The 19066-nt window shown below is 38.5% G+C and carries 22 protein-coding genes and 1 other annotated feature; of the genes, 18 read left to right on the top strand and 4 right to left on the bottom strand.

The features are described 5' to 3' along the window. Positions 1-31 precede the first annotated feature (31 nt). The 5 genes from ACP8HH_RS11405 (at position 32) to ACP8HH_RS11385 (ending at position 2531) form a co-directional block, all read left to right on the top strand. On the top strand, positions 32-445 hold the full coding sequence (locus tag ACP8HH_RS11405) for a hypothetical protein (RefSeq protein WP_438311358.1): 414 nt from the start codon (positions 32-34) through the stop codon (positions 443-445). Positions 446-573: 128 nt separating this feature from the next. Continuing rightward, positions 574-900 carry an ASCH domain-containing protein gene (locus tag ACP8HH_RS11400; RefSeq protein ID WP_438319140.1) on the top strand — a complete coding sequence of 109 codons (327 nt, stop codon included), beginning with the start codon at positions 574-576 and terminating at the stop codon, positions 898-900. Positions 901-1083: 183 nt separating this feature from the next. Further along, positions 1084-1332 (top strand): hypothetical protein, encoded by a 249-nt coding sequence (locus tag ACP8HH_RS11395; RefSeq protein ID WP_438311357.1) that lies wholly within the window; start codon positions 1084-1086, stop codon positions 1330-1332. 97 nt (positions 1333-1429) lie between these two features. Further along, a complete protein-coding gene (locus ACP8HH_RS11390) occupies positions 1430-1849 on the top strand; it encodes a hypothetical protein (protein ID WP_438311355.1) in 420 nt (139 codons plus the stop codon). Between the two features lie 451 nt (positions 1850-2300). Beyond that, positions 2301-2531, top strand: a complete 231-nt coding sequence (locus ACP8HH_RS11385) for a hypothetical protein (protein ID WP_438311353.1) — start codon at positions 2301-2303, stop codon at positions 2529-2531. A 266-nt stretch (positions 2532-2797) separates the two neighbouring features. Here the strand turns inward: ACP8HH_RS11385 and ACP8HH_RS11380 are convergent, their stop codons facing one another. Next, positions 2798-3955 (bottom strand): MFS transporter, encoded by a 1158-nt coding sequence (locus tag ACP8HH_RS11380; RefSeq protein WP_438311350.1) that lies wholly within the window; start codon positions 3953-3955, stop codon positions 2798-2800. A gap of 175 nt (positions 3956-4130) precedes the next feature. On the opposite strand from ACP8HH_RS11380, the gene ACP8HH_RS11375 reads away from it, so the two are divergent. From ACP8HH_RS11375 to ACP8HH_RS11345, 7 genes are all read left to right on the top strand, one after another. Further along, entirely contained in the window at positions 4131-5117 is a 987-nt protein-coding gene (locus tag ACP8HH_RS11375) for a diaminopimelate dehydrogenase (protein ID WP_438311348.1), read from the top strand. Between the two features lie 21 nt (positions 5118-5138). Continuing rightward, on the top strand, positions 5139-6227 hold the full coding sequence (locus ACP8HH_RS11370) for a M42 family metallopeptidase (RefSeq protein ID WP_438311346.1): 1089 nt from the start codon (positions 5139-5141) through the stop codon (positions 6225-6227). 168 nt (positions 6228-6395) lie between these two features. Next, entirely contained in the window at positions 6396-7358 is a 963-nt protein-coding gene (argF, locus tag ACP8HH_RS11365) for an ornithine carbamoyltransferase (protein ID WP_438319138.1), read from the top strand. A 150-nt stretch (positions 7359-7508) separates the two neighbouring features. After that, a complete protein-coding gene (locus ACP8HH_RS11360; protein WP_438311345.1) occupies positions 7509-8009 on the top strand; it encodes a ferritin in 501 nt (166 codons plus the stop codon). Between the two features lie 367 nt (positions 8010-8376). Then, positions 8377-8586, top strand: a complete 210-nt coding sequence (locus tag ACP8HH_RS11355; protein ID WP_438311343.1) for a helix-turn-helix transcriptional regulator — start codon at positions 8377-8379, stop codon at positions 8584-8586. Next, complete coding sequence (locus ACP8HH_RS11350; RefSeq protein ID WP_438311340.1) at positions 8583-9080, top strand: hypothetical protein; 498 nt, start codon at positions 8583-8585, stop codon at positions 9078-9080. The genes ACP8HH_RS11355 and ACP8HH_RS11350 overlap by 4 nt, the downstream gene beginning before the upstream one ends. Beyond that, the gene (locus tag ACP8HH_RS11345; RefSeq protein WP_438311338.1) at positions 9080-9517 is read left to right on the top strand and encodes a small multi-drug export protein; all 438 of its coding nucleotides are present in this window, start codon (positions 9080-9082) and stop codon (positions 9515-9517) included. Before ACP8HH_RS11350 ends, ACP8HH_RS11345 begins: the two co-directional genes overlap by 1 nt. 59 nt (positions 9518-9576) lie before the next feature. On the opposite strand, the gene sspI is transcribed toward ACP8HH_RS11345, so the two are convergent. Further along, complete coding sequence (gene sspI / locus ACP8HH_RS11340) at positions 9577-9789, bottom strand: small acid-soluble spore protein SspI (RefSeq protein ID WP_438311337.1); 213 nt, start codon at positions 9787-9789, stop codon at positions 9577-9579. 90 nt (positions 9790-9879) lie between these two features. Here sspI and ACP8HH_RS11335 point away from each other — a divergent pair, with 90 nt between their 5' ends. From ACP8HH_RS11335 to pheT, 3 genes are all read left to right on the top strand, one after another. Continuing rightward, positions 9880-10644 (top strand): TrmH family RNA methyltransferase, encoded by a 765-nt coding sequence (locus ACP8HH_RS11335; RefSeq protein WP_438311335.1) that lies wholly within the window; start codon positions 9880-9882, stop codon positions 10642-10644. A gap of 56 nt (positions 10645-10700) precedes the next feature. After that, positions 10701-10931 (top strand) — a binding site (T-box leader). 158 nt (positions 10932-11089) lie between these two features. Further along, positions 11090-12127 (top strand): phenylalanine--tRNA ligase subunit alpha, encoded by a 1038-nt coding sequence (pheS, locus tag ACP8HH_RS11330; protein WP_438311332.1) that lies wholly within the window; start codon positions 11090-11092, stop codon positions 12125-12127. 12 nt (positions 12128-12139) lie between these two features. After that, entirely contained in the window at positions 12140-14551 is a 2412-nt protein-coding gene (pheT, locus tag ACP8HH_RS11325) for a phenylalanine--tRNA ligase subunit beta (RefSeq protein WP_438311331.1), read from the top strand. Positions 14552-14847: 296 nt separating this feature from the next. Here pheT and ACP8HH_RS11320 read toward each other — a convergent pair whose 3' ends face one another. Next, positions 14848-15417, bottom strand: a complete 570-nt coding sequence (locus ACP8HH_RS11320) for a hypothetical protein (RefSeq protein WP_438311329.1) — start codon at positions 15415-15417, stop codon at positions 14848-14850. A 31-nt stretch (positions 15418-15448) separates the two neighbouring features. Next, positions 15449-16396, bottom strand: coding sequence for a ribonuclease HIII (gene rnhC, locus ACP8HH_RS11315; RefSeq protein ID WP_438319136.1), 948 nt, complete (start codon positions 16394-16396; stop codon positions 15449-15451). An 89-nt stretch (positions 16397-16485) separates the two neighbouring features. Here rnhC and zapA point away from each other — a divergent pair, with 89 nt between their 5' ends. Genes zapA through polX form a run of 3 tightly spaced genes read left to right on the top strand, consistent with a single transcriptional unit; the run spans position 16486 to position 19050 of the window. After that, positions 16486-16746 (top strand): cell division protein ZapA, encoded by a 261-nt coding sequence (zapA, locus tag ACP8HH_RS11310; protein WP_438311328.1) that lies wholly within the window; start codon positions 16486-16488, stop codon positions 16744-16746. A gap of 9 nt (positions 16747-16755) precedes the next feature. Then, positions 16756-17295, top strand: a complete 540-nt coding sequence (locus ACP8HH_RS11305) for a CvpA family protein (RefSeq protein ID WP_438311326.1) — start codon at positions 16756-16758, stop codon at positions 17293-17295. A gap of 48 nt (positions 17296-17343) precedes the next feature. Beyond that, the gene (gene polX / locus ACP8HH_RS11300; protein WP_438311323.1) at positions 17344-19050 is read left to right on the top strand and encodes a DNA polymerase/3'-5' exonuclease PolX; all 1707 of its coding nucleotides are present in this window, start codon (positions 17344-17346) and stop codon (positions 19048-19050) included. The last annotated feature ends 16 nt before the right edge of the window (positions 19051-19066 follow it).

Below are 19066 nucleotides of genomic sequence, written 5' to 3'. Positions count from 1 at the left end.
CTGGCCAGATTATTAAGGAAGGGGTGATTTTATGAAAAGGTTCATCTATTATATCGCCTGGACACTTATTATTGGTTTTATTATTTATTTTGGGGCTAGCTATCAGTTCGAGTTGCGACAGATTGCTCGGGAAACATTTGATATAAGTTCCGTTTTATTATACTCATCAATATTTCCAATTTGTATTGGAATACTTATTAGATTACCGGGGTTTATAATCGAAATTAAAAAGAACGGTAAGTGGGGCTTTGATTGGATTAAATTCCTTGCAATTGGATTGCCGTCTATTTGTATTTTATTAATATATATTTCAGTAAGTCATCTACCGCAAAGTATTTTACCATTTATACCACAGCTTATTTTATTTGGAGATTCAACAATTCAAGTTATGGCCGGTGTTGTGTTTGGATATATTTTGTTAGATAGTGTAAAGAAAAAACAATAGGTTCTTTAATTATCGGGTGCAGTTGTTGTATAGGGACTATACTTCAATCGGGCGATTTTGAGGAGAATGAAAAAGTTTTAAACTAGGAATATATAGGGTTTGTGAGGTGTTGTTAAGTGGTACATCAGATGGGATTGTATGGCGAATATTTTCATGCTATTAAAGTTGGTAAAAAGACGGTGGAAGTCCGCTTGAACGATGAAAAGAGAAGGGAAATCAAAGTTGGAGATTCAATAGAATTTTTAAAGGTTCCCCAACAAGATGAAATTCTAAAAGTACAGGTAATAGATCTCAGAAAGTACGATACTTTTGAAGCAATGTACAATGATATTTCCTTTAAGGATTTTGATTGTGAAGGCTGGACAATGAAAGAATTGATAGCTGGAACATATGAAATATACTCCCCTGAGCAAGAAAAGGAATGGGGAACATTAGCAATTATGATTGAATATTAAAGTGGAAATTATTCAGTTAAAGCGTGCGATTGTGCAATAAGAATTGTGCCCGATTTCTTTAAAGGTCCAGATTATTAAACAATGATATAAGTATATTAATCGCGTTAAAGAAGAATTGAAATTAAAAACTTCTAGTTAGAAGTTTCGTATAAACAATTTTGATAGCTTGAGGAGGTGCTATTAATGTTATTTATTTTCATAGTATTTTCAATACCTATTTATGGGTTTAGTATTTGGAGTCTTTATGAACCAGAAGAGAGTTTTTTCTTTTTAGACCGATGGAGATATAAAGAAATTCCTGAGTTATCGGACATCCATATTAAGTTGGTGAGAATTGGAAGTGTAATTGCTATGATTCTATGGACTATATTAATTATTAGCGTTGCAATTGATACCTTTACACCTGACCCACCATTCCCGCAATTCAAGTAAAGCGTGCGATTGCTTTATAAGCGATTGTGTCTATATCGCAATCGGACCAGGTTCTTAAATTAAATGGTCCTTTCTTTGTTAAAAAGGAGAATGGAGAATGATATTAATTATCTACGCAGTCACTAGTTTTGTTAGCAGTTTTATATTTGTTCAACTGATTTCATTAAGCTATTTTGATACTTTAAATTACTTTGAGCTAACTGATTTTCTTGTGTTATGGGGAGTATTTGTATTGCCAGTCTTTCTGATTGGTGGTTTTATCGCATTATGCGCAGTTTACTTTGTACAGGAGTTTTTTACATCAAAAAATTACTTTATTTCTCTAATTATATTTCTCTTTTTAGGGATATTTTGTAATATTTATGCCTTAGGACATTTGGTGAGAAATGGATGGGGCGACGGAGTTATGGAGTATCTAATTTTGGGGGTTGTGGCTTCTGTTCTTTATTTCCACATATGGCTGTTATTGAATAAACTTGCCATAAAGGCAAGAACAAATTTACTGGAACAGTCTTAATAGTGTGAAATTTCATACTTAGTTTGGGTGCGTTTAATGAATAAGGGCTGAGCTAGAATCGGAGCCTTTAGTTGAAGAAGAAACGTCATATAAAGTTAATAAGAATTATGGAAGGGTGATTATAATAAAAAAACGCAAGAAAGCTACGCCTAAATATATAATGGTAATGTCCATTATTTTTGCCTTATTTGTAATTATTCAAAGCGTTCTAGTTATTTACACGCCCCATACATTTGTAAGAGTTGTGAACTTAATATCTACAATATTTGTATCTGGAGCAATCGGTGCTTTTATTAGAGAATTATTTATTTTGAAGAAAAATAAATATTAATATATATCTTCAACTAACTGTGCTTTTGGTAGGGAAGAGTTTTTTTCACGCTAGAGACTTTGAACACCCCTGTTATTCATTGGAGAAAATAAATCATGGTTTATAAGGGGCTGATTTATATTGAAAAATAAAGTTAGTAGAATTACCTTACTTGCGGTGTTCGGAACTATAATATTCTTGTACCTAATTGGAAATATATTTAATGTGCCCTTTTTATACTTTAAGATCTTTCTAAATAATCCATTGGAAGATGGTTCAACACAAACTGGTGATATTGCATTACTACCAATTGCAATCGGGTTAGTCGTTGGTTTTGTTGTCGAACGTATATTAAAAACCAAGGAAAAATAATTACCACAGAGCAAAACTAATCATTCTTCGCAAGCAAAACGCGCCTGTCTGAAACGGAAATCAATGTGTTAGATATTCTCCACTTGGGTGCGATTGCTTTATAAAGGCTGCGAATGGTATCCTTTTATTTTTAATATATCATCTGTTAATGAATTCATCTAAACTAGTTCTGTTTTAACCCTAAATGTTGATACATAGGTAAAGAAAGGGTCCAATTCATATGCGAATTGGACCCTTTGTTGTTCAATTTAGTTTTTTGCGATAGATTATACATTTGGTAAGGGCTTATTCCTTCTTAAACCAACAATTGCATAACCGGCAACGAGTATTAAAATCACGCCTGTAAGTAAAAATGCTCTTTGGAAATCGAGATCTAGGTACCCAATTAAACCAGATCCAGCAACTACACCGATAGAAAAGAAAGCGTAGAAATAACCGTATGCTTTCCCACGAAATTCGGGTGCTGAGGAATCGATTAATAACGAATTAATCGAAGGGAAGAGGAAGGCGAATCCTACACCGTAAATTATCATCGCTACATATAAAAAAAGTAACTCTTCTACTTGACTAAGAAACAACATGCTCAGTCCCATTAATAACATTCCAAAAGAGAGCGTGACCATAGGCCGTACACGGTCGAAGATTCGATTAATTGGTAAAAGGAAAATAAGTAAAGCGGTCACACCAAATGTACTTAATAAGAGCCCGGTCATCTTAGTATCGAAATTCAGTGCCTCTACTTTAAGTGGGAGAACAAGTGCTAGAACTCCTTGCGAAAACATTAAAAAGAAGGCGCCCGCAAAAGCACGAACCATGCCGGGGGATTTAAATAACATTCTGACCCGAAATGTAGATGCTGAATTTAATTTCGTTGTTTTTCGAACATGCTTAAAGGATCTTAAAACAAAGAATGCTGAAATGGCGATGATAAACATGATTCCACCATTAACGGCCATAATGAATGGGGTACTTGTCTTTGCGGCAACGATACCTCCATAAGCAGGACCCAAAATTGCTGCAAAACCAACAAAAGCTCCAGAAATTGCAACGCTTCTTCCACGTTTTGATTCCTCTGTACGGTTCGCTAGATATGTAAAAGCTGCTGGTACGATTAAACCTTCCATAAATCCGTGAACAAATCGAACACCAAGTAAGCTAATTGGATCGCTTGCAAAAGAATACAGAAAAAGTGAAATTGCTGATGCAAACAAGCCGACAACTAGAATCATAAATGGTCCTCGTCGATCCGTTAAAAATCCTGATATGACATTACCGATTGTATTAGAAAAGGAGTATAATCCAACTGCAAGTCCAGTGAGGAAAGGAGTGGCACCTAATGATAATGCGAATGGACTCATTACAGGTAATTGAGAAAATAAATCAAAAAACGAGAAAAAGACAATGATATAAACGAAAGCACGCATACTAAATAAAGCCTCATTTCATTAAAATTGAGATTACCCTAACCTTACCATTCTTTTTACTCTATAGAAAAGGATAGTTTGTGAACAATTCGTTCAAAAATTGGCAATCATCTCTATCTATCGTTAAAATTAAATTTGAACAGATATAAATTCGGTTTTTGAAAGGGGAAAAACTATGAGTCGAAAAATTAGAATAGGAATTGCTGGTTACGGGAACCTTGGAAGAGGTGTCGAATATGCAATTTCACAATGTTCGGACATGGACCTTGTAGGTGTATTTACGCGAAGGAATCCAAGCGACGTTAAAGTAGTAAATGAAGCAGTGCCCGTCTACACATTCGATACATTGAAGGACTTTCAAAATAAAATTGATGTGCTTATTCTATGCGGTGGATCTAAGAATGATTTACCGGTACAAGGACCGGCATTATCTTCTATGTTTAACACAGTTGACAGTTATGATACACACGCGAAGATACCAGGTTATTTTGAAGCTGTAGATGCTTCAGCAAAACCGAATGGCAAGACTGCGATTATTTCAGTTGGATGGGATCCTGGTTTATTCTCGATCAATCGTCTATTTGGAGAGACTGTGCTACCTAATGGAGAAACCTATACATTTTGGGGCAAGGGACTTAGTCAAGGCCATTCGGATGCTGTACGTAGAATTGATGGCGTTAAAGGAGCAGTGCAATACACAATTCCTGTAGCTGATGCTGTTGACCGTGTACGAAGTGGGTCGCAGCCCAAACTAACAACTAGAGAAAAGCACACACGTGACTGCTATGTAGTTCTTAAAAATGGGGCAGATTCAAAAACAGTTGAACATTTAATCGTTACAATGCCTGATTACTTTGTAGACTATGATACAAGTGTTACATTTATTAATGAAGAGGAACTAAAGAATACTCATTCTGCAATGCCACATGGTGGATTTGTCATTCGAAGCGGTAAAACAGGAGAAGGAAACGCTCAAGTTATTGAATATTCATTGGCACTTGAAAGCAACCCTGAATTTACTTCTAGTGTGCTTGTTGCGTATGCTAGAGCTGCTTATAAAATGAATGAAAATGGTGATGTTGGTGCGAAAACAGTGTTTGATGTCGCACCAGGACTCCTTTCACCAAAAACAGCTGCAGAGTTAAGAAAAGAATTACTTTAAAAGGACAGGGAGCTGATGCAAATGAAGAAACTAGACGAAACGTTGACGATGCTAAAAGAATTAACAGATGCAAAAGGGATTCCGGGTAATGAACGGGAACCTCGCGCGGTTATGAGAAAGTATATTGAACCTTTTACAGATGAAATTGAACAAGATGGACTCGGCTCTTTAATCGCTAAAAAAACGGGTGAAGAAAACGGACCTAAAATAATGGTTGCGGGTCATCTTGACGAAGTCGGTTTCATGATTTCCAAAATAGATGACAAAGGATTTCTTTCATTCCAGACAGTTGGTGGATGGTGGTCACAAGTAATGCTTGCACAGAGAGTAACGATTGTTACGCGAAGTGGAGAAACGGTTACCGGAATTATCGGTTCAAAGCCACCGCATATCTTATCGCCAGAAGCTCGTAAAAAGCCGGTTGAAATTAAAGATATGTTCATCGATATCGGTGCAACTTCAAGAGAAGAAGCGATGGAATGGGGCATCTTACCAGGTGATATGGTTGTTCCTTATTTTGAATTTACAGTAATGAACAATGAAAAATATCTCCTTGCTAAAGCATGGGATAACCGAATCGGTTGTGCGATTGCAATTGATGTATTAAAAGCATTTAAAAATGAACCACATGCAAATATCATTTTTGGGGTTGGTGCTGTACAAGAGGAAATTGGGTTACGCGGTGCAAAAACAGCAGCGACAAAAATTCAACCTGACATTGGTTTTGCAGTGGATGTTGGTATTGCAGGCGACACGCCGGGAGTCACTTCTAAAGAGGCAACAGGTAAAATGGGTGACGGACCACAAATCTTATTGTTCGATGCTTCAATGGTTTCTCATAAAGGCTTACGTGAACTTGTCGTGGATACAGCTGAAGAGCATGGTATTCCATATCAGTTTGAAACGATACCGGGCGGCGGAACAGACGCAGGGTCAATTCATCTTGCTGGGAATGGAGTTCCGTCCTTAGCAATTTGTATTCCAACGCGTTATATACACTCACATGCAGCAATGTTGCACCGTGACGATTATGAAAACACGGTGAAACTAATTGTTGAAGTCATTAAAAAGTTAGATCGCGACACAGTAAATAAAATTACATTTGAATAGGTTACAGCTTAAGAAACCTCGCTATATTCCAATTGGAAATAGCGAGGTTTTTTTTTGTGGAATTAAAAATCGAAAGTTTTAAATTAGTTATAAAAATACACTTGACTTTATAATTATACATACATATAATAAGGCATACGATTTAATTTGAAGGGCGGAGACAAAATGATGATGCAATTAACTGAAACAGCGAAAGATATGGAAATGGGATTAAAGGGAAGAGATTTATTAACATTACTAGACTATACAAGTGATGAAATTGCTTACTTGCTTAATAAAGCAGATGCGATGAAGAAAGATATGAAAAAAGGAATAATGCCTCAGGTATTGGCAGGAAAAACGCTTGGTATGATCTTTGAAAAACATTCTACGCGTACACGCATTTCATTTGAAGTTGGAATGATTCAACTCGGTGGGCATGCAATGTTTATGAATGCGCGCGATATGCAAATTGGTCGTGGGGAGTCGGTTTCGGATACTGGGAAGGTGCTTTCAGAATATTTAGATGGTGTAATGATCCGTGCGAATTCACATGAAATGGTGAAAGAATTAGCAGAACACACATCAGTCCCTGTAATAAATGGACTAACGGATATTTTTCACCCATGTCAAGCTTTAGCAGATTTATTAACCGTTATGGAAGTGAAAGGTTCTATGAAGGGACTAAAACTTGCATACATCGGTGACGGTAATAATGTTGCACACTCTCTTGTAATTGCTGCAGCACATATGGGGATGCATGTCGCGGTTGGAACACCAGCTGGTTTTGAATACAATCCAAATCTCTTGTTGAAAGCAAAAGTTATTGCTGCTTCAAATGGAGGAAGTGTCATGGAGACGACAAATCCAATTGAAGCTGTATCGGGCGCAGATGTTGTTTATACGGATGTCTGGACGAGTATGGGGCAAGAAGAAGAGTCAGCAGCGCGTATGATTGCCTTTAAAGACTTCCAAATTAATGATCAATTAATTGCGAATGCTAAAAAGGATTATATGTTTTTACATTGTTTACCTGCACATCGTGAAGAGGAAGTTGCAACTTCTGTAATTGACGGACCCAATTCATATGTATTTCAACAGGCAGGAAATCGTTTGCACGCTCAAAAAGCAGTATTGGCAGCTTTACTATAATTAAATCTGAAGCATAGTAATTGCTAGGTTCGATTCAATCTCATTTCATCGTTGGTGTGGTATACTTTAATGTAGTTATATAGTCCTTTTGATTAGAAAGTTCATAAATGGGATATAGACTATATATTAATTAAAAAGGGGACGATGCAAATGATGAGTGAAAATCTAGCAACAGCATTAAACGAACAAATGAATAATGAATTCGCAGCTGCACAAACCTACTTATCCATGGCTTCTTATTGTGAATACCGTAATTACTCTGGGTTCGCCCATTTCTTTTTACAACAAGTGGAAGAGGAAAGAATGCATGCTATGAAAATTTATTCATACTTAAATGACCGAGGATTCCGTGCGGAGATTTCTTCCATTCCTGCACCAGCGACATCGTTTGATAATCTATTAAATACTTTCGAAGTGTCCTTACAGCAAGAAAAAGAAGTTACGAAATCATTTTATCGCCTAATGGATATTGCTTGGGAAGAAAAAGAACATGCGACAATCTCGTTCCTAAATTGGTTCCTGGATGAACAAGTTGAAGAGGAAGCAACATTCGACACGCATATTGAATACTTGAAGAGACTTGGTGAAGATAAAAACGCATTGTTCATTTATGAAAAAGAACTTGGACAAAGACAATTCTCAGAAGAATAAAACTGTATAGTAGTAGATCTTAACTTATAGAAAACCGTCCTTTGATTCTTTAATGAATCAAAGGACGGTTTTTTGCTGTCTGATTGCTTTATTAGTAGGTCCTTAGTCGTGATTTGCGGATATAATGGTCGAACTGTCTGATATAACACTTCAACTGTCGGATAAACCGGGCGCAGTGTCTGATATAACTCTCAGAGTGTCGGATAAAAAGGCGGAAGTGTCGGATATAAAATCATTTTGGGAGTGGACGGTTTTTTAAATTCAAATGGTGAGTTCAATAATTGGTATTGCAAAGTATTCCTAACCAAATGTTAATAATACTTTACATTATGTTATGAATAGTATACATTCGAGGTGGAGGTGTCCTATGCTGAACAACAGGTTGAGAGAATTGCGTGCACGACATAACTTCACTCAAATTGAGTTAGCGAAACTAGTTGGTGTGACACGGCAGACGATCGGCTTTATTGAAAAAGGGGAGTTTTCGCCTTCTGTTACGCTTTCATTGAAATTATCACATGCCCTAAATTGTGACATAAACGAATTATTTTGGTTGGAAGGTGGTGAGGAATTATGAAGAAAGATATGCGCATAACATATCCGCTATGGATGATGGGTTTTATTTTCTTAATAGGGGTATCCATATTCTATGTTGCGAAGACGTCTGTGGTGGAATCTAATGGGGATGACGTAACACTCACATTTATGATAGGAACGGGGTCAAATATAATAGCGTTTTCTCTTATTTCGATTATATTGCTCACTACCGTAATTACTTTTTTCGTTCGGATGTTACTGCATAATCGAAAAAATCCTGAACGGAAAATCCCCTTTGTTTACTGGAAGCCACCTGAATATATAGATGATGATGAATTATTTCAACAAGCAACGGGCCGTGCTACAAGAAAAGTTTATACCTTTTTTGTGACAGCGATTCCGTTTTTGTTTATAATTTATATTAGCCTCCCAATCGGTAAGTTGTGGATGGCAATGGGAGTGTTATTTTTGGGGTTTATGCAGTATTTAATTTATTATAAGGAAATCAGAAAGTATGTTAGTGAGGAAGAGTAATGATTGAATATTTATTAGTGTTTTTAGGGGGAGCAATCCCTTGGTTGGAAATTGGACTAGTCATTCCGTTAGGGATCATCGGCGGACTATCCCCAGTCTGGGTAATAATTGCAGCGTTTTCGGGCAACTTACTCACTGTACTTGTCGTTATTTTTGGCTATCAAAAGTTTAGGCTATGGAAAGAATCTAGGAACGGAAAAAGCGAGAAAGCAGAATCTAAAAGAACCGAACGTGGTAAACGGATTTGGAATAAATATGGTATGCCAGGACTCGCACTCGTTGGGCCAATCCTAATTGGGACACATATTGCTGCATTTATCGGATTATTTTTTGGTGCGAGTAAAATCAATACAACGGTATGGATGACTTTAAGTATTGCTGTATGGTCATTGGTTTTTGGCGTAGTAACAGCAATGGGCTTTAACTTTTTTGTGTAAACAATACAATTAGTAAAAGCCGCCCATTTAGCTGAGCGGCTTTTAAAACGTGTATGGACTCAGCTGGTCGTGAAAGCTTGAGCAAGTTCGCCAGCCATCTTTGATTTTTCTTGCTCGCCTGAGTTATTCCATAATTTTTCAAAAAACACACCAAGGCCGGGTAGCAAATGTTCTTCCCCGCGCTGAATGGCATCTTCGACAACGCCGCGAATATCGTCTGCTGTATTATTGGTCATATTAGCAGATATTGCATCTCTAATTTGAAAATCCATTTTATCAACCTCCCAATTCTATTTTGCACACAATTATCGCCAACTATACCGACATTTGTTACACTAAAAGAAAAAGGTGGAGTACTGTTTATGAAACGCATTGAATCGATACAAAATTCGCTTGTAAAGCATTGGAAAAAGCTCGTATTAACACGAAAAGAACGTGATAATTCAAAGGAATTTATCGTTGAAGGATTTCATCTTGTAGAAGAAGCGTTAAGAAATAATGGCGCTCTCTTAGCATTAATCGTCCGTGAAGATGTTGAAATCCCTAGTAACTGGGATATTAAAAATGTACATAGAGTAGAAGTGAACAATGCAGTTGCGAAAGAAATTTCTGAAACAGAACAAACGCAAGGTATTTACGCACATTGTCGTCAACCTCAGTACGGAGAAGAGAACTATGCAACTTGGCGGAAGCTATTATTAATTGACTCAGTACAGGATCCAGGAAATGTAGGAACGATGATCCGAACGGCGGATGCCTCGGGTATGGATGCTGTTATTCTAGGGAAAGGTACGGCTGATCCTTATAATTCGAAAACGGTACGTGCAGGTCAGGGATCTCACTTCAATATTCCTGTTGTACGAGGTGATCTTGCAGAATGGGTTGAAAAGTCTAAAGAAGCAGGTATTCCTATACTAGGTACAGGTTTGGAAAATGCAGTAGCACATACAGACGTAGAAATTGAATCGGACTTCGCTTTAATCGTAGGAAATGAAGGAAGTGGAGTCAATCCACAACTTCTTCAAGCAGCAGATAAGATTGTTATGATTCCACTTTATGGTAAAGCGGAATCACTTAATGTTGCAGTGGCTACTGGAATTCTTTTATACACATATTCCAAGAAGTAATTCCTGAGTTGAAGATTCTAGACATATCAGCTATAATTGTAAGCAGTGTAATTAAATCAAAAGCTTTGATCGGGAAAAGTAAACAAAACGTAAGCCGAAAAGAGAGTCCGCGTCTTGACTGAAAACGCAGATGGGCTAAGTTTGTTGAAGTTCACCCCGTGAGCTGCCGCCGGGACCAGAGAAATCTGCAAAGGTGTGCCGGTGCTGGACCGTTATTCCAATTTGAGAGATCCTATCTTCGGGTAGGGTAATCAGGGTGGTACCGCGAAATCGTCCTCGTCCCTTTTATAGGGGCGAGTTTTTTTGTCTAGGCTTCGGGCACCAGATGCTTGGGTCATAAGTCGTTTCGCTGTGGGGCTGAAAAACGCCTCCTCGCAAATCGTCTTATGCCTGTCGCATCAAATCAGGTGCCCTACGCTTTGGCTATTTTGAAAGGAGAATTTGAATGGAGCAACAGTTAAACGAATTGAAAGAACAAGCACTTGCAAAAATTAACGAAGCAACAACTGTAAAAGATTTAAATGATGTCCGCGTCGCATACTTAGGGAAAAAGGGTCCAATCACAGATTTACTTAAAGGAATGGGGAAATTACCCGCAGAAGAACGTCCTAAAATGGGGGCTCTTGTGAATGTTATTCGTGAATCTGTAACAGAAGTGCTTGAAGAGCGAATGGCAATACTTGAAGAAGAGGCAATAAATCAACAACTGGAAAAGGAATTTATTGATGTGACTTTACCAGGAAGACCTGCACGTACAGGTAATCATCATCCTTTGACTCGGGTTGTCGAGGAAATTGAAGATTTCTTTATTAGTATGGGGTATGAAATTGCAGAAGGGCCTGAAGTTGAGAAAGATTATTATAACTTTGAGGCACTTAATTTACCAAAAGATCATCCTGCCCGTGATATGCAAGATTCTTTTTATATTACTGAAGATGTTCTTCTACGCACTCAAACATCACCCGTGCAAGTACGGACGATGGAAGCAAAAGGCGGAGCGCCAATCAAAATTATTTGTCCGGGTAAAGTGTACCGACGCGATAGTGATGACGCAACGCATTCACATCAATTCACACAAATTGAAGGTCTTGTTATTGGGGACAATATTTGTATGAGTGATTTAAAGGGAACACTCTCTTTATTCGCGAAGAAAATGTTTGGTGACGAACGTGAAATTCGACTTCGCCCCAGCTTTTTCCCATTCACAGAGCCTTCCGTTGAAATGGATATCTCGTGTTTTAAATGTGGTGGAGATGGATGTAATATTTGTAAAAAGACAGGCTGGATAGAAATTTTAGGTGCTGGTATGGTGCATCCGAATGTCTTGAGAATGTCCGGTTATGATCCGAATGTAGTATCAGGATTTGCATTTGGAATGGGACCAGAGCGTGTAGCAATGTTGAAATATGGTGTGGAAGACATTCGTCATTTCTATACGAATGACGTGCGTTTCTTATCGCAATTCCACCGGACGGAAGCTTGAGGAGGATAAATTATGTTAGTTTCTACAAAATGGTTAAGTGATTATGTAAATATCAATGGAATAACACCGGCAGATCTGGCAGAAAGCATAACGCGTTCTGGAATTGAAGTCGATGCAATTATAGATCGCTCTATGGGGATGACGCATGTCGTTGTTGGACATGTGTTGGAATGTGTAAAGCACCCTGAGGCGGATAAATTAAATATTTGTCAGGTGAATGTTGGTTCTGAAGTTACGCAAATTATTTGCGGAGCAGCCAATATTGCGGAAGGACAAAAAGTGATTGTTGCACGACCAGGTGCCGTATTACCAGGCGATTTTAAAATTAAAACAGCTAAACTTCGTGGTGAAGAATCGAACGGTATGATTTGTTCGCTTCAAGAGCTTGCGATTGAAGGGAAACTTGTTCCGAAAGCATATGCAGAAGGTATTTATGTACTTCCTGACAGTGCAGTTCCGGGTGAAAATGCACTTCCGCTAATTGGTCTCGATGACATCGTATTGGAATTCGATTTGACGGCAAATCGTTCGGATGCACTGAGTATGTTGGGGGTAGCTTATGAAGTAGGCGCGATTTTATCACAAGGAATCGCACTTCCAGAAATATCGTACACAGAATCAAGTGAAAGAGCAGAAGATGTTTTAAAGCTACGTATTGATGCACTTAAAGATAATCCAATGTACGTTGCAAAAGTTGTGAAAAATGTTGTAATTAAAGAGTCACCATTATGGCTTCAAAACCGTTTAATGGCTGTCGGTATTCGGCCACATAATAACGTAGTAGATATTACAAACTATGTGTTAATGGAATATGGACAACCGCTTCATGCATTTGACTACGATCGTCTCGAAACAGGTGAAATTGTTGTTCGATATGCAGAAGATGGTGAGAAAATTACGACACTTGATGATGCAGAACGTACTTTAATACCACATCATCTTGTCATTACAAATGGTAAAGAGCCGGTTGCACTAGCGGGTGTAATGGGTGGTTTGGATACAGAGGTTCATGATGGAACTACTACTGTAGTCATTGAATCGGCTTATTTTGCACCATCCTCCATTCGTCGTTCGTCTAAAGAACACGGACTTCGGAGTGATGCGAGTTCGCGATTTGAAAAAGGCGTGGACCCAGAACGAGTAATCCAAGCGGCAGAACGTGCTGCACAGCTTATATCGGAAATTGCTGGCGGGGACGTATTAGCGGGGTCTGTTATCATTGACGAGCTTGATAAAACTCCTGTCCGTATTACAGTTTCACCTGATTATATTAACAACACATTAGGAATGAAAATATCTCTTGAAGAGATGTTGTCCATTTTAGATCGATTGCAAATAGATACCGAAGCAATAAACGGCAAACTTGTGATCAATGCTCCTACTCGCCGTCAAGATCTTCGCATTGAAGAAGACATTATTGAGGAAATTGCTCGAATGCACGGCTATGACTTAATTCCAATGACACTTCCGATAACAGAGTCTACACCTGGAGGTCTCAGTCCATATCAAGCAAAACGTCGTGTAATTAGGGCTTTTCTTGAAGGAGCTGGACTCTATCAGGCGCTTACTTATTCATTAACTTCAAAAGATCAGGCTCAGAAATTCGCACTTGAAACTGCACCTGTAACTGAGTTGTTAACACCGATGAGTGAAGACCGAAGCGTTTTACGTCAAAGTCTGATTCCTCATTTACTTGAAGTGGCAACTTATAACGTTGCGCGTCGAAATGATTCAGTAGCACTTTATGAAACCGGATCAGTATTCCTTGGGGTAGAAGAAGACGGGCTTCCTAAAGAGGTTGAGCATGTTGCGGCACTAATCACAGGCAAATGGCTCGACCATGCATGGCAAGCAGAAACGAAAATGGTTGATTTCTTTGCTCTTAAAGGAGTCATCGAAGGAATGTTGGACAGTCTTGGTCTAGTTGAAGGATTAACGTTTGAACAAGCGGTGATTGAAGGCATGCATCCAGGTCGAACAGCGAATGTTTTCCATAATGGAGAACGAGTTGGTCTAATTGGTCAAGTTCATCCAACAGAACAGAAAAAACGTGACTTGAAAAACACTTATGTAATGGAAATGAATCTTGCACAATTATTAGCGATTGAAACGGACGAGCTACTATATGTACCAGTTCCACGTTTCCCTTCGATGTCTAGAGATATCGCACTCGTTGTTTCTAGTGAAACATCAGCCGGCACACTCGAGCATGTGATTCGAAACGCTGGCGGTAAATTGTTGCAATCCGTGAAGTTATTCGATTTGTATGAAGGCGATAATGTAGAAGACGGTAAGAAGTCGATAGCATTCTCGTTGACGTATGCAGATGCAGAACGAACACTTACGGATGATGAAGTCGTAAAAGCACATGAAAAGGTTTTAAATGCATTAACTACTGAAGCAGGGGCTTTGCTCCGCGGATAAATATAAAGTAAGCCGCTAATGTAACTCTGTTAGCGGCTTTTTTGTGTTCAATTTGATGTTTTTTCGTGAAACTGAGTTCGTCCAACGATGGGCCGGGTTAATCCAACCAAAGCTTTTGGTAGTCCAACGAAGCCCCAAGATAGTCCAACCAGATTCGGATAGTCCAACCAAGGACCGGGTTAGTCCAACGAAACCTTTGGTTAGTCCAACCAAGCCCCAAGGTAGTCCAACCAAACCAAACCAAGCCAAGCCCCTTAAAAAAAGCCACACACGAAAGCTTTCGTGTGTGGCTAGATTTACTTACTGCCTGGTTTCGCAACATGAAATCCAATATCTGCTTTTAAATAAAATTTTTGATCATCCGCCGCTTCAGCGGGATCTTCAATCCAGAAATCTGCGATGCCGTGAATGATGTATTCGCCTTCTGGAAAACCTTTATCGATAACAAGCTTGACGAAATCCAAGTAGTCCTCATCGTCAGCATCGCTATAACCACCGGCAAAATCATAGTTCTGACGGAATGGGATTCCTTTTTCTAACGTTGTAATTATGAGTGGTTCATTCATTGCATAGTCAACTGTGAATCCACGTGTCCTTTCTTCGAATGGAAATGAAAAAGGGGAGGCGGAGTGATAAATGTCGATAGAATCCATTTCACCGGTATAGGTAATCTCTGCAAAAACCGCAATATCCCCATATTCATCGTAGACATCTTTTTCCGAAAACAACTTATATGTGAAGTCTCCTTGGATCGCTTCCGCTTCAGTCGGTGGAAGCGGTTCGCTTTTACCGGTATCGGTATTTTCCTTAGTTCCACAAGCGATTAGAAATAATGCGATAAAAAGAATTAAGAACATTTTTTTCAAAACAATCACCTCGTTAATTAGTACGTACACATCAAGACTTTGTTACATTCATTTTTTTATGGGCAATAGCTTGTGCTTTTTTTGCATTCGCAAAATGCCATTTCGTTAATGATTTTAATTTTGCTTCGCCGTCTTTCAATAAAATTCGGGCCGCAATCTCGTCTACTTTTGCACCAGCACCTTTAGGCAAAGTCATGCCGGCAGTTTTACTTAAATTGTCCATTTCCTCAAGGAATGCTACACGGGCAATAATCGATGCGGCAGCCACAGCTACATGGAGTCCTTCAGCTTTTGTTGAAAAAAGAACGTTTTCCCTTATGATTTCTTGCTCTTCTTTAATATGATTATAATAAATGCCGCGTTCCGCAAATTGGTCAATTAATATATAATCCGGTTTTTCATTGTCCATTTTTGTTAAGACATGTTTAAGAGCTTGATTGTGAAGCAATGCCTTGATTTTTCCTTGCGACCATCCCTTTTCTTGAACATTATTGTATTTATCATTTTTCAATGTGAGCACACTATAGATAAGAGTAGCCTGTAAGTCAGGTGCGATTTTTCGCATAAGATCGTCATTTAGTTGTTTGGAGTCCTTCACACCAAGTTCTTTTATAAGGTCAATTTGGTTGGCACGCACAAAACATGCCGCAACAGTAACGGGACCGAAGAAATCACCCGTTCCGGTTTCATCAGAACCTATTACCGAGTATGCTGCAAAATTTTCGGGAAGGATATCCCCTTTCGTTTGAACTTTGTCTGGTAATGCCTTGTTTTGAATGATGCCCCAACGCATTGCTTCACGTGCAGCTCCCGAACCTTGAAAGAGAACTTTCCTGGATTTATAGACCGTTATTGCAGTATCGGGCAACTTAGCTGCAAAGACAACTCCTGGGGCATTGCGTACAACTTTTGAAATGCTATAATGAGTTATAATATCAGTAATACCTTTTTCATCTAAAATAAGAACTTGATTGGTCAATTTCATCATCCTTTCGTCTACTTAATTCACATAAAATCCGATTTCATGGTATGATTGGATACAGAGTTTTTACGTGGGAGGTCGAACCATTGGAAGACGTACAAAAAACGCGTATTGCGGTAGAAATCTATGGAAAGACCTATAAAATGATTGGCACTGAATCCAGTAAACATATGCGAATGGTTGCCTCATTGGTTGATGATCGAATGAGAGAAATCAGCTTGCATAATGCTAATCTTGACAGTACTAAAATTGCTGTTTTGACTGCTGTTAATAGTGTACATGATTATGTGAAATTAAAAGAGCAAATCGTACTTTTGGAAGAACAATTGAAAAAGTTGAAGGGTTGACGGTAGTACATGTTAGATTTAATTATTGTTTTTATGCTACTCGCGGGCCTTATAACGGGTTTCCGGCGAGGTCTTATTGTACAGATAATACATATGACAGGGTTCATTATTGCTCTTGCAGTTGCCTATAAATATTATCAAGTACTAGCTCAGAAATTTGTACTTTGGATTCCTTATCCCGGTGTAACAGCGGGTTCAAAATTATCTTTTGCGGTAGAGCAACTAGACTTGGATGAGACGTTTTATCGATTACTGGCATTCGTTCTAATTTTCCTTGTCGTTAAATTTGGATTGCAATTGTTTGCTTCTATGTTTGACTTTCTAAAGTTCTTACCCGTTCTTGGGTTTATTTCAAGATTTATAGGTGCGGCATTTGGTTTCATTGAGTTTTATATTCTGATATTCCTAATACTTTATTTGTTGGCTATGTTACCTGTAGACATTGTTCAAGGTTTTATTGGGGAATCCATTCTTGCAAAATCAATGTTTGAACATACCCCGATATTATCTGAGACAGTTAAAAACTGGTGGTTTATTTATACTAAATAATGGCTTCCCTCGAAATGGAGGGGGGCTTTTAAAATTGGAGGGTCTATTATGAACAAAAAAACGATTATTCGTACATTTGAAAAAATCGCTTTATATATGGAACTACTTGGCGAGAATCATTTTAAAGTAGGTGCTTTTAGAAAAGCGGCGAATGTTCTTGAGCTCGACCCGCGCAGCTTATCTGAAATGGATGATATTTTAAAGCTAAAAGGAATTGGAAAAGGGACGGGTGCTGTCATAACTGACTTAATGGATAAAGGGGAATCGGATCTTCTTCGTGAGTTGGAAGAGGTTGTTCCAAAAGGACTTGTTCCGATGTTGAAAATACCCGGCCTTGGTGGCAAGCGAATTGCGAAACTTCATGAGGCAATCGGGATAGATTCAATCGAATCGCTTCGGGAAGCATGTTCTAACGGTGAAGTTAGTAAAGTTCCTGGTTTTGGAAAAAAGACCGAGGAAAACATATTAGCTGAACTTGAAATATTGGGAACCAGAGAAGGAAAATTCCCAATTTGGCAAATGGAAGATGTCGTTTTACTTGTTGAGGAAAATCTTCGGGAAATTGGGGAAATCAAACATTTTTCAGTTGCGGGAAGTTATCGTCGAACGGAAGAGGAAAGCAGTGACGTTGATTTTATCGTTGTTACTGATGAACCAGGTATTGTGCGGGAAAAACTGCTTGCAACATTACCAATCATCTCCACAATTGCAGCAGGTGATTCAAAACTGTCCGTAACCCTCGATTTAGACGATCCAATGGATGCAGATTTTCGTTTTGTAAAAGCAGAACAATTTGCATCAGCCATTCACCATTTTACTGGTTCAAAAGATCATAATATTCGTATGCGTCAAATTGCAAAAGACCGAGGGATGAAGATAAGTGAATATGGTGTTGAAAACGAGGATGGTTCTGTAACCACATTCGAATCTGAGGAACAATTCTTTGCCCATTTCAACTTGCCTTTTATTCCGCCCGCAATTCGACGAAACGGTGTAGAAATTGACCGTGCCGAAGAAATATCAACACTTGTTACACTGGAAGATATTAGATCAGACCTGCATATGCACTCTACTTGGTCAGACGGGGCCCATTCGATTCGTGAAATGGTTGAAGCAGGTCGCTCAAAAGGATATTCTCATATTGTCATTACGGATCATTCCCATTATTTAAAAGTGGCGAATGGATTAACACCTGAGCGTCTTCGGGAACAAATGACGGAAATCCGAGAATTGAATGAGGAATTTAGTGACATAGAAATTTTCTGTGGTACGGAGATGGATATTTTACCGGATGGGTCGCTTGATTTTGATGATGAATTACTATCGGAATTAGATTTTGTGATTGCGTCTATCCACTCTAGCTTTACACAAACCGAAGATGAAATTATGGAACGATTGCATACTGCTATGAAAAATCCACATGTGCATATGATCGCTCATCCAACTGGGCGTATTATTGGTAAACGTGAAGGATATAAAGTTGATATTCCTAAACTAATCGGTTGGGCAAAGGAATATGGTAAAATACTTGAATTGAATGCAAATCCGTATCGCTTAGATTTAGCGACGGAATATTTGGTTCTGGCACAACAAGCCGGTGTTTCGATTGCCATTAATACAGACGCTCATGCAATAGAACAAATGAGATTTATGGACACTGGTGTAAAATACAGTCAGAAAGCTTGGCTGAAAAAAGAAACGGTCGTAAATACATGGTCACTTGATAAATTCATCCGCGAAATTGTGGGAAAATGAAAGGTAGTGTTAGACA

This window comes from Sporosarcina sp. FA9, assembly GCF_051550205.1.
Lineage (GTDB): Bacteria > Bacillota > Bacilli > Bacillales_A > Planococcaceae > Sporosarcina.
This window is presented reverse-complemented; position numbering and strand designations above follow the sequence as displayed.